We start from the raw sequence: 12,208 nt of genomic DNA, 5'->3' as shown, positions 1-12,208 counted from the left end.
TATTTTCATAACGAAACAGTCATTATTTATTCACATTCTCTCGATACTATATAAATATCAAATAAATACTTCCTCCCAAAAATTTATTTATTTGATTAACAATAGAAAATTCATTCTTCATTTTCCTTCCTCCCTTAAAGGACACGCATCCCCCAAGTGCGTGTCCTTTTTTATTGCGAAAATACCTTGCAATGGTCTAACAAAAGTTTTAGGGTAAAACCTGTATTTATCTTACATATACCAATTATTTATTATTTGGAGGAAATTTATGCATTCGAAAAAAATCATCGCGCATCGCGGTGTTCCGACTCTGGCACCTGAGAATACCATGGCCGCTTTTGAGAAACTAACAGATTTCAATATCAACTGGTTAGAAACTGATTTGGGTATTACGAAAGATCGCCGCGTTGTTGTTTTACACGATGATGACCTTGACCGTACCACTTCATTGAGTGGTGCTTTAACTGAAACGACCTATCCGAATTTGGCAAAAGCTTCCGCTGGCGCTTGGTTTGGTTCTGAATACGCCCAAGAGACGGTGCCAACACTTGAACAATTAATTACATTTCTAAATCGGACTAAAATTAATGTAAATATTGAACTTAAAGCCGTAACAGGTGACCACGCCAATGAACTAGCTGATAGTTTGGTAGCTCAGTTTGTGGCTGCACTGGACCAGATCGACCCAAGTATCCGCGTCATCGTGTCTTCATTTAGCCCAGTTATGCTATATAAGTTAAAAAGTCGTAAAGCTGATGTAGAAACAGCTGTTTTATTTGAACAACACACATTCTATGATGACTGGCTGTTGATCATGCAAGCGCTCGATGCTAAAATTATCCACCCCGAAGATCACGGCCTCACCAAGGCTAAAGTCACTATGATGAAAGATCATGGCTATGAAATCAATGTTTGGACTGTAGATAAGATCGATAAAGCTAATCAATTGTTTAACTGGGGCGTTGATGGCATTTTTACCAATATTGCCGATGCCTTTCCTGGGATGCAAAAGCAAAGTGGAAAGGTTGGGCGAAATTATGGACACTTCCTCACAACATGGTATTAAAGCCAAGGCGCATAAGCGGTTGCGGACTAACAATCAGCTGTGGGGATTTCTAGCTGTTGTCTTATCTGGCCAATTAATTTATTCATCTTTTGAAGCCTTTAAGGGTACTTTTTATAATCTACTATTAAAAGTACTCGGCGTTTCTAATGCCCAATTGGGTATCATCTTTAGCCTGATCGGTATTTCAATGTTCTTTTATATTCCTGGTGGTTGGCTTAATAACCGCTTTTCAGTGAAGTCATTGCTAATCACCGGCCTACTGATTCGTATGTTAACAGTCTTTATCATCGTTTTCTTTCAACCAACTTTTACTATTCTGCGTTTGATCGCTATCATTTGGGGCTTAACAGATGCTTTCTTCTGGCCAGCTGTCCTCAACGGAGTAGCCATGCTATCCAGCAAGAAACACAGTGGCTTAGCATTTGGTATGTTAGAATCGATCCGCCGTACAGTTGAAATGAGCATGAACCTGCTATTAGTCGGAGCAATGGCTCTTTTTGGTGGTATCAATATCTTCAAAACTGGAATGTTAGTCTACAACCTACTAATTATCCCTTTAGTGTTTGCTATCATTAAATTGGTACCTAAAAACGGTATTGCGAAAGAGCATGAGGTTTCACAAACTCAAAAGGCTGGTAAAGCATTTAAAGGACTAATTAAAGTTATTTTGATGCCAAAAGTTTGGTTAGCTTCAATCACGGCCCTAACAATTTACTGGTCTTACATCAATTTAATTTATACGGTTCCTTATTTACAGGCGGTTTACCATATCTCGCAAACTCAAGCTTCTATTTTCGGTATTATCAACACTGGCGGTATGGGTGTTGTTGCTGGCATCATCTCGGGCTCACTTTCAGATTATGTCTTCAAATCTTCCGCAAAAACTATGTTTGGTGCTTTGATTTTGACTCTTGTTGCCTTAACCGCAGTTTTACTATTACCTAAAAATAGTCATACGTTGGGCTGGAGCATTGGTCTATTGATGGTTTTTTCATTTGCTATTTTCCTCGCTAAAAGCATCATGTTAGCACCGATTACAGAAGCTAATGTGCCTAAAAACTATGTGGGTTCTTCCATGAGTGTTGGTTCTTTTGTCGCTTATGCACCAATTTTTTGGACTTACGGTTTAAATGGCCATATTATTGATGCCCACAAAAATCCAATTGCCGCTTATCAAACTATTTTCTTGATTGGCACCATCGTTGTAGCCGTTGGCGTTGCGACTTCATTATTGCTTACAATTATCAACCATAAACAAGTTGGTACAGCCAGTTAAAATATGAAGTATATTATTTTCACAATGATTTCATCATGATTTCTTCACATTTTCTGGATATGATATAAACATCAAGTAAATACTTCCTCCCAAAATTTATTTACCTGATTTATAATGAAGAATATACTTCATTTTCTTCCTCCCAAAAAAGAAGACTAAGTCAAAACCAACAATGTTTTGCACTTTAGTCTTCTTTTAATTTTGGAAATAATTTGTACGATGTCCTTCAAATAATATCTACGTTGCTTGTTACTGATGCCCTCGCTCCAACGACAGCAGTGTCCGCTTCATTTGGACACCGCCACGATAATTACCGATTGCGCCAGATTGACGAATGACCCGATGACATGGGTTAAAAATCATCAACGGATTTTTAGCCACGGCTGTTGCCACGGCGCGAATAGCCTTAGGTTTACCAACACGTGCTGCCAGATCGCTATAACTAATGGTTTCACCATAGGGAATCGTGTTCAACTCATGCCAAACTTGTTTTTGCAAAGCGGTCCCTGTAATTATTTCCCGGGAAATATCAAAAGTTCTGCGCTCACCTTGAAAATATTCAGTGAGCTGCTGGATCGGGCTGACCAAACAACTAGAACTGGGCGAAATATCACAATGCTTTAGCTGGATTTTAACCTCTTCAGGCGAAGCTCCTGGTGTACCAACAAATACAACCCCGCTCTGATTGCCAAAAACATACATCTTTTGTCCCCGATAATCAGCCGCCGCATAATAAAGTTGCATTAAAATCATCTCTTTTTATACTTATCTTGCCTGTCTAAACACCTGCTGTGCTAATTCAGGATCATTTGCCAAAGTTTCCGGTAGAACACTAAAAGCTAATTCCGTATACTGATCGTTTTCTTTGGTCAAAACACTAACACTGGCATTCTTCAACAAGTGACGTTGCCGCCCAACACTAATGTCATTACCTAGCAATGCATTTGCCATGAAAGTCAACAAAATACCATGACTCACGATCAAAATATTGCCCGTCGTCATGCCTGCTGTCATTTCCGCCATTGCTTGAGTTGAACGCTTGACAATATCATAATAACTCTCCCCGTGAATAGCTTTGCCATCAAATTTATCGGGGTGATGGGCGTAATTATCCATCTGAGTGGCATCCGTCAACGCATCGATCGCTACGCCATCCCAATCACCCAAATTCATTTCATTCAAGCGCGGGTCGGTGACAATATCATTGGCTGAATTAAAGTGACTCTCAGCTAGCGCAAGTTTGGCAGTCGTGATTGCTCTGGGCATTGCTGACGTGACAACTTTAGCAAAATTAATATTAGCTAGCATGCGGCCCATCGCTTGCGCATCGGCCACGCCCTTAGCCGTTAACGGTGTATCAACACTGCCACCGTTAAAAAGATGTTTTAAATTATTTTCTGTTTGACCATGTCGGCCCAAATATATTCTTAACATAACTTACCTCAACTTAATTGATAACCTTATCATACCAAAATTTCACAGCCTTAGCTTTAAAGGTTGACATATATTAGGTACCTAACTATAATGCAATTGTTAGGTACCTAATGTTATTGATATAATTGTTTTTTGAAAGGAGTTTCATTATATGACTCAAGAAACCGATGCTTTATTCCATGACTTCCGCAAATTTATGCAATTTGTGCGCCGTTACAGTTGGCAAGAAGCGACGCGACCACATTTCCAAGGTCAATCACGTATTTTAAAAGCTTTAGTTAATGAAGATAATTTACCGCAATCACGTATCGTAGAGCTGCTAGATATCCGACCTTCATCTGTTTCTGAGATGCTTGGGAAGTTAGAACATAAACAATTAATTGAACGTCATCCAGACGAAGCCGATGGTCGTGTGACTCGTGTTTCTATTACCAAAGCCGGACGTAAACAGTTAGCTGCTGACGAAGATGCTACCGAGGGTTTAACCGATCAAATTTTTGCCAGTTTGACTGATGAAGAGCGCACTCAGTTACGGCAGATTTTGGCTAAACTCACAGAAGATCTAAAAAGCCAGCTTTCCGACACCGAATTTATGGATCAGCCTGATTTTCATGGTCACGGCCCAAGACACAGCCATGGTCCCTTTGGTGGTTTTGGCAACGACCGCGGCGGTTATGATCATCGCGGCCACCACCCAGATCATCCAATGTTCATGGGCTGGTAACAGGTTACACGAATTGCACCAAAGATTGGTTTTATTACGTTCAATTTCCTGAAGCACCCGGTAATATTTTTGATTCGTATCAATAGGTCTAATCTTTTTAAGTAAATCGACGGCATTAGCTCACCCACTTCTAAAAACTTATTTTCGATACTGTACATTATATCCATTTTGATTGACAACGCTATCTTTTTCAAATATTATGTAGTCATAACGAACAAAGAAGGTGTCCTATCGATGTTATGTGTTAAATTGGTACAAATGAATAACTGTATGTGCTGCTGTCCTTCATCGATAGCGGCGCTTTCGTGTATCATCTTTTAACGTTCGTTTAACTTAAAACGCTAATTAGATGCCCGCTATCTATTTCTTTGATAAATAGTTAGCGGGCTTTTTGTATCTAATTATAGGAGGTGCCGCGGCAAGTTTACGCGTACATAGTCTACTGTAAAAACATTAATCTTAGGAGGAAAATCATGAAGCAACAGCGCCGATTCACTTTATTATTAGCTACTTTATTAGTTGGTTTCATTATAGGCCCCATTCTTTTTCACGGAACAAGTCAAGCAGCAGCCAAACAAGTCCTACACTTAAGTGCTACCGCCCCACTAGATACAATCGATATCTCAAAAGCCACCGGTTACGGGCAAACTGGTAATGTTTATGAAAGCTTTTATCGGTTAGGTAAACATGGGAGTATCACCCCCGGCCTAGCAAAAGACACCAAAGTTTCAGCAGATGGTTTAACTTGGACCTTCACTTTGCGTGACGCCAAATGGAGCAACGGTGACCCCATCACAGCCCAGGATTTCGTTTACTCTTGGCAACGGACAGTCAACCCTAAAACTAAGTCTCAATATAGTTACTTATTTGAAGGCATCAAAAATGCACAAGCCATTAGTGCTGGTAAACTAAAACCCGATCAACTCGGTATTAAAGCGCAAGATGACAAAACGGTTGTGGTTACTTTAGAAAAACCGATTGCCTATTTCAAAATTTTGATGGCTTATCCTTTATTTGCGCCCCAAAACGAAAAAGTAGCCCAAAAATATGGCAAGAAATATGCCACAAAATCACAAAATACGGTTTACTCTGGCCCGTTTAAAATTGAGAATTGGAATGGTACAAGCAATAAATGGCGTTTTGTCAAAAATGATCAATACTGGGATAAATCAGCCGTAAAACTACAACAGATCAATTATGAAGTGGTGCCTTCGACTTCAACTAGCTTAGATCTATTCCAAGATGGCAAACTTGACCTTACCCCTTTAGCACCTGAACAAGTGCGTGAATTAAAACATGACAAAGACTTTAAAAATTATCCTTACGCTATGATCTACTATCTAAAATATAATTTCCACAATACTAATAAGCAGAAGCAAAAAGCACTTAACAATCAAAATATTCGCTTAGCCATCTCATTGGCTATCAACCGAAACCAGTTGACCCAAAAGGCACTGGGTGATGGCTCTTTGATTCCAAATGGTTTTGTACCTAAAGGATTAGCTAAAGATCCCCAAAATAAAAAAGACTTTGCGGCCGAACAAGGCGTGCCTGATACTGTAACTTATAATAAAACCAAAGCTAAAGCTCTTTGGCAACAAGGCTTACAAGAAACTGGACTTAAGAAGCTAAGTTTGACACTAATTGCTTCCAACGATGACGCCTCTAGTAAAACAGTCACCGAGTACCTCAAAGATCAGTTGGAGAAAAAGCTACCTGGCTTGACACTTAATATCCGCCAGATGCCTTCTACTGCTGCGAATCAATTCCAGCAAAAGGGTCAATTTGACATCAGTTTGTCCGCTTGGGGCGCTGACTTTAACGATCCAATCACGTTCTTGCAAATTCCTGAGTCTGATACTTCCTATAACATGGGTAAATATAGTAATAAAGATTATGACGCTTTAATCCACAAAGCACAAAACGAAGATGCCAATGATCCAAATGCTAGATGGCAAGATCTTATCCAAGCCAGTCAATTATTCAGCAAAGATCAAGGTATGACACCACTTTATCAAAATAATGCTTCCTATTTGCAAAATGCAAAAGTCAAAGGCATTATTCATAATACCGCTGGCGCTCAATGGAGTTATAAATATGCTTCAATCAAGTAAATTGACCAATTTTTGCTTTGTAAACCCCTAAATTTAAATTTTTTAAACTTTTTTAGCCAAAAAGTTTAAATATTTTTGAGCTCTTTTGTAATATTTCAAAAAGGCCAATTACTTTTTAATCTAATAGGCTTTGGACCATTTTCAAAAACAAAAAAATTAATCTTTATGACAAAAATACTATTACTGTCTTGAAACATTAAAGCTCCTGAAATACTAGTGCAACATTTAAAGGTTATTCTATTGCACGTGCTCAAGTGAGGCACATAGATGTCGAAATAGTCACTAGGTTTTAATGTTAAAGGAGTTTTTTATATAATGAAGAAAATTGCATTGTTTGGTTTATTGGTTGCTGGTTTTGTCGCAACTATTACAACATTCGGTCCTAACAAAGCCCAAGCTGCTACTGATAACGGAAATGGTACTGTCACAGTTCAATCTGGCGATAGCTTCATGAGCATCGCTGCAAAATATAATATGGACGTTGCTAGTTTAGAACAATTAAACAACCGTGAAGTTGGTGGATTTGATATCATCTATCCTGGCGACCTTGTTAAAGTGAACGGTACAGCAACACAACAAACAACGCAGACAAATGCTGTTGCTCAGGCACCTCAAGGGACAGCACAAACAGCTCAAACTACAAATACAACGGCAACAACTGGCCAAAATGCTGGTACTTATAAGATTTCTTTCTATGACCCAGCTGTTTTAGGTTCTAATATGGGTTACAACGGTGTTGCTGCAAACCTTTCTGTCTTCCCTAAAGGCACACATTTACGAATTACTTTATCCGACGGAACTGTCTTAGACCGTGTCGTTAACGATACTGGTACATTTGCTTATAGTAACCCACAACAATTAGATGTTGCTATGCCTAACAGCTCTATTCCAAGCTATGGTGTCACAACAGCTTCTGTTCAAGTAATTGGTTAATTATAGCTATAAATTAATATGATATGTATTGTAAAAGCTCGGGACAAGACGAATGTTTTGTTGCCGAGCTTTTTTGCGCACAATTCGATTTTGAACATGTACCAAGGACAATTTTTACCTTTGAAAGACTTCAATATTTTGAATATAAGTAATTTCATCAAAGGAGATGCGCTGTTGCAGCCTTTCAGCTAATTCGGATGGGATCTGCCCACTCATCACTGCATCTTGAATCAATGTGTACTCTGCATGAAAAGCACGCATAAACATCTGGTAAACAATATCAGCATCCACACGGCCCATATGAACGCGCCGGTGACGTGTCCGATAGAAGCGCCGCACAATATTTACTTCAACTTCATGAGCTTTAGGCTGTGTTTTTAAGAAAGCCATCACTGCCTCAAAGCCTGCTTGTTCAATTGGTAAAAGATTCTCCCCATGGTTTTCAAACTGCCGCCGCCAATAAACCTCTTCCAAAGCTACCGGCGCAGTCAAAAAGGCTTCCTGTGCTTGGCGCAGATTACGATTCATCGTTCCAATGTGCAAAGAAAAGCGAATCCTTAAAAGCACATTTTTCCAAGCTTTATCGTCCGCAGAAAAATTATTTAACTGAATAAATTTATAGTAATAAGTCAACTCATCTGCTGTAATCTTTTTAGCATCATATAATTGCTTTACTGCTTTTTTTTCGACTTCTTGACTGGCCTTCATCAATTGACGTTGCAATCGTATTTTAGGTGTATTATCTAAAATCAGCTGCTGTTGAATCGTATCAATCACAATCTGTGCTTCCGCTGGATGATCAGACTCATCTGTCAAAGCACGAATACCAGCTTGTAACATACGCCTAACCCACTGGTAACGCGGCTGGGTTGATTTTTGTGCTGGTAGAATAATTGGAATAAAAATGGTCGGCATAATCATACTGATCAAAATAATTACAGCTGCCATAAAAATCAACGGCCCCCGGAAAGCAAACGGCTGCCCATTAATCGCATTGGGCATAGAGAAGGCCAAAGATAAAGTAATGGTCCCATGAGCCCCACTCAGTGCCATGACTAAACTATCCCGCCAGGAACGCGCCTGTTTATTTTGTAGGCGTACAAAATATTTGCTCCAAACCAATCGGACTAGCGTTTTAACAAAATAAATCAAAAGTGCCAACAACAATAACTTATATAGTGCAAAATCTGGATTGGTTGAATGGTGTCTTGTTTGAATGACAAGTGGCAGTGATAACCCTAATAAGACAAAAACACTCCCAGATAAAATGCCCGCAATAACTTCCCAAACATTGCTGGTCACGATTTGCATTCGCGCGGAGGTCAGCCGTAAGCGACTACGCTCAGATCCCTGTGCCAAACCAGCTGCTACTACAGCTAGAATTCCAGATAGAGCAAGCCTTTCAGCTAATAAGTAAACTAAAAATGGCGATAATAGTTGAATTGAGACCATGATCAGGGGTGTATCATCATGGTAACGAATGAGAAATAACCGAATACTGACAATCAAAATACCAATTACAGCCCCAAAAATTAAACCACCCAAGAATTCCCAAAGAAATTCACCAATCGCAATTTGCAGCGAAAATGTGCCCGAAATATAGGCTGTCAAAGCAACGTCAAAAATAACGATCCCGGCGGCATCGTTGAACAACGATTCGTTTTTTAAAATACCCATTTGTTCCCGGGCAATAGGATTAGCTTCAAAAATCGAGTTCACAGCTGAAGCATCCGTTGGCGTGACAATGGCTAATAATGCAAAACTTAAACTCAAAGGTAATATGGCAAAAAACCAGTGCAGACCTGTCCCGACAATCAAAACAGTCACCAGGACCAGGCCAACTGCTAAAGAGAGAATATTCAAAATCGATCGTCCGATCCATAATCGGGAACTATTCTGAGCTTCGTTATAAAGTAACGGTGCAATAATCGCAAAAGCAAACGTTGAGGGATCTAAACGAAAATTTCGATAAACGGGTAACGCAGATAAAATAACGCCAAAACCAATTAAAAAAAATGGTAGTGGCACGGCTGCAACATGTCGTGCCAAAATGTTAGCCCCAACGACAGCCGCTAAAATAATCGTAATTAAAAAAACTTGATCCATCCCGATTCACCCCTAACCGTCAGTCCTAAATTTGAAGTTTACGCCGCATTGTTTGATAAAACAAAAGCCCCACGCCAATCTCTAATACGCCGGTTACTACTAAAATCATAGCAATCGGCACATGATCTGCCAGTGGTCCAAAGAATAGCATTGCTACTGGGTAAATGCCTGTTGAAACAATCTGAAGTACCGAAAATACCCGCCCCATTGTGGCTTTAGCTACATTCTGTTGAATCAAAATATTGCTGACCCCTTGAATCAACGGCATGCAGATGCCAGATATCAGCATGAAAGCCAAGTAAAACCAAAATGGCTCTGGCAGTCCCATAACTGCAAAGGCCACGCCGGACACACTAATGGCACCAGCAATCAGAGCCACCGGCCGTTTAATTTTTTTATGCGTGGTCAAATAAAGGCCGCCCATCGTTGCCCCAATTGTCCATAACAGTTCATTTAACGTTAACCGCCAAACACCCGTACCAAAAGTGCGTTTGACATATAATGTAGACAGCTGCGATGAGGGGGCTACCAAGACAAAGGCCAAACAAGTCAGTAACATAAATGCGGTCAAAAAAGAACTTTGTCGAATATATTTCAGCCCGCTCATAATTTCCTGCCAAGTTTTGCGTTGCCCTTCTTTGATTTGATCAGATGTCTCAATCTGTGACTTTGGTATTTTAATTAAGCCAATTGCCGTAATGCCAAAGATTGCTGTGAACAAATCAACAACAAAAATGAATAAAATGCCCAAAGAGCCTAAAATATAACCGCTGACCAGCGGTGTGATCAATAATAATATGGCGGCAATCATTTGATTCAGCCCATTTAATCGGGTCAGTTCGTCAGGGTCGGCTAAGTCTGGTAACAATGCATTACCAGCAGGTGTTGAGATCCCACTGCCAATGGAACGAACGGCAGAAATGCAAAGTAATAACCATAAATCACGGTAGCCAAACAAAAAAATCACTGCGATGATCAATGTTAATCCAGTGACTAAACCGCTTGCTAACATGATCAATTTACGTCGATCAGATCGATCGGCCCAAACGCCGGCCCACAATGAGATCAGAATTTGTGGCAATGAGGTAGATAACGTTGCCAACATCATCCAAGTACCCGATGATGTTTTAAGCGCGATATACCAAAGAATGGCAAAGTAAACTGCTGAAGAACCAAAAACGAAAAAATTTTGCCCAGCTAAATAATAGACTTTATTCAGCTGATGTTGTCGTGCTGTAACCATCTCATGTCCCCCACTATAATATTGAACTTATGCCGCTATTCTTACATAACTAAGTCAGAATAGCAAAGCATTAACATTGTATTCAATGCACATTATCAGTATGCTAGAAATGCACTTATTAAATTATTGGGAGGCGCCTAGACTTCTTGGTCGACATATTATGACAGCTTATTTATATCCTATCAAAATGGCAATTTTAATTTTCCCGTTTCTGGCTCTATTAATTTCACTACCGATTTTTGCTTATGAATATCACCGTCGGGGTTCCTTTGTTCGTTTTCGGGCATTTGTGATCTATACGTTCATATTTTATTTACTGACAGCTTATTTCTTGATTATTCTGCCCCTACCAAGTCGCGCTTTGGTAGCCCAGCTAACCACACCGAAATACAATTTACAGCCGCTGATGTTTGTTCAGGAATTTATCAAGACAAATACCTTTGACCCATTAAATATTCATACTTACCGAACGGGCTTACTTGAACCAGCTATTATTCAGCCCCTATTTAATATTTTTCTAACCATTCCATTTGGGATTTATTTAAAATACTTTGGTTTTAATTGGCGTAAAATCCTTATTTTCAGTTTTGTGCTGTCGTTATTTTTTGAGTTGACACAATTGAGTGGCTTATATGGTATCTATGTGCGGCCTTACCGATTATTTGATGTCGATGATCTCTTATTAAATACTTCAGGCGGCATGTTAGGTTGGGCAATCGCGCCAATTGTTTTACATCTATTTCCCGATCATGAAGCAATTCAAGCTCAGGAAAAGCGTTTGGGTCAAACTGTTACTTTCCCCCGACGCTTCGTTGCCTTCTTGCTGGATTGGCTGATCTTTTTTGTTGCAATGCCTATTGTTTTAGTACTAGTAGACTTTTTCCCACATTTCGTATCGCCGCAAAATGACATCATTTTAGTGCCTGCACTACTATTAATAGTTTTATTCTTTATTGTACCCGTACTCATGCAAGGTGCCACTTTGGGTAAAAGAATCGTGCACTTACGTATCGTCCGCCAAGATGGGACCCCTGCCCATGCCGCAAATCTTTTTTGGCGTGCTTTTTGGCAATATTTCATTCCCATCCCCATTTTTACAACACTAGGCATTGCAATGCTAATGATTTTAGAGCATGGGACTATTTCTCAAGGCGACTTAGATCGGTTACTACTTCTGTTTGGTTTAGGTGCCTTATTCGCTGTGATTCTACTGATTCATTTTCTCGTCAACTTAATCCGCAAAAATCCAGACTTTTATTACGATAATATCGCCCATACCACTTTAATCAGTACCTTTAAGTCAGCTAAATAG

Annotated in this window: 10 protein-coding genes; 6 read left to right on the top strand and 4 right to left on the bottom strand. The window is 39.7% G+C overall.

Annotation, left to right across the window (positions count from 1 at the left end; genetic code table 11):
• The first annotated feature begins 268 nt into the window (after nt 1-268).
• Nucleotides 269-1,066: a glycerophosphodiester phosphodiesterase family protein gene (locus tag ACNAN0_RS00695; RefSeq protein WP_230912838.1), complete on the top strand. Its 798-nt coding sequence runs from the start codon at nt 269-271 to the stop codon at nt 1,064-1,066.
• Complete coding sequence (locus tag ACNAN0_RS00690; protein WP_416353567.1) at nt 1,038-2,342, top strand: MFS transporter; 1,305 nt, start codon at nt 1,038-1,040, stop codon at nt 2,340-2,342. The genes ACNAN0_RS00695 and ACNAN0_RS00690 overlap by 29 nt, the downstream gene beginning before the upstream one ends.
• A 249-nt stretch (nt 2,343-2,591) precedes the next feature.
• Here the strand turns inward: ACNAN0_RS00690 and ACNAN0_RS00685 are convergent, their stop codons facing one another.
• Nucleotides 2,592-3,086, bottom strand: coding sequence for a methylated-DNA--[protein]-cysteine S-methyltransferase (locus tag ACNAN0_RS00685; protein ID WP_230912836.1), 495 nt, complete (start codon nt 3,084-3,086; stop codon nt 2,592-2,594).
• 21 nt (nt 3,087-3,107) lie between these two features.
• Nucleotides 3,108-3,776 (bottom strand): histidine phosphatase family protein, encoded by a 669-nt coding sequence (locus tag ACNAN0_RS00680; RefSeq protein WP_230912835.1) that lies wholly within the window; start codon nt 3,774-3,776, stop codon nt 3,108-3,110.
• Nucleotides 3,777-3,927: 151 nt separating this feature from the next.
• Here ACNAN0_RS00680 and ACNAN0_RS00675 point away from each other — a divergent pair, with 151 nt between their 5' ends.
• The 3 genes from ACNAN0_RS00675 (at nt 3,928) to ACNAN0_RS00665 (ending at nt 7,547) form a co-directional block, all read left to right on the top strand.
• On the top strand, nt 3,928-4,500 hold the full coding sequence (locus ACNAN0_RS00675; protein WP_230912834.1) for a MarR family winged helix-turn-helix transcriptional regulator: 573 nt from the start codon (nt 3,928-3,930) through the stop codon (nt 4,498-4,500).
• Between the two features lie 473 nt (nt 4,501-4,973).
• Nucleotides 4,974-6,614 (top strand): peptide ABC transporter substrate-binding protein, encoded by a 1,641-nt coding sequence (locus ACNAN0_RS00670; RefSeq protein ID WP_416353566.1) that lies wholly within the window; start codon nt 4,974-4,976, stop codon nt 6,612-6,614.
• Between the two features lie 315 nt (nt 6,615-6,929).
• Nucleotides 6,930-7,547 (top strand): DPBB and LysM peptidoglycan-binding domain-containing protein, encoded by a 618-nt coding sequence (locus ACNAN0_RS00665; RefSeq protein ID WP_230912832.1) that lies wholly within the window; start codon nt 6,930-6,932, stop codon nt 7,545-7,547.
• Nucleotides 7,548-7,661: 114 nt separating this feature from the next.
• On the opposite strand, the gene ACNAN0_RS00660 is transcribed toward ACNAN0_RS00665, so the two are convergent.
• Nucleotides 7,662-9,653, bottom strand: coding sequence for a cation:proton antiporter (locus ACNAN0_RS00660; RefSeq protein WP_230912831.1), 1,992 nt, complete (start codon nt 9,651-9,653; stop codon nt 7,662-7,664).
• A 25-nt stretch (nt 9,654-9,678) separates the two neighbouring features.
• Entirely contained in the window at nt 9,679-10,896 is a 1,218-nt protein-coding gene (locus ACNAN0_RS00655) for an MFS transporter (protein ID WP_416353565.1), read from the bottom strand.
• Nucleotides 10,897-11,056: 160 nt separating this feature from the next.
• Here ACNAN0_RS00655 and ACNAN0_RS00650 point away from each other — a divergent pair, with 160 nt between their 5' ends.
• Nucleotides 11,057-12,208, top strand: a complete 1,152-nt coding sequence (locus ACNAN0_RS00650) for a VanZ family protein (RefSeq protein ID WP_416353564.1) — start codon at nt 11,057-11,059, stop codon at nt 12,206-12,208.

The organism is Agrilactobacillus fermenti, assembly GCF_047943045.1.
Classification (GTDB): Bacteria; Bacillota; Bacilli; order Lactobacillales; family Lactobacillaceae; genus Agrilactobacillus; species Agrilactobacillus fermenti.
The sequence above is the reverse complement of the archived record's forward strand: the minus strand, read 5'-3'. Positions and strand labels throughout refer to the sequence as shown.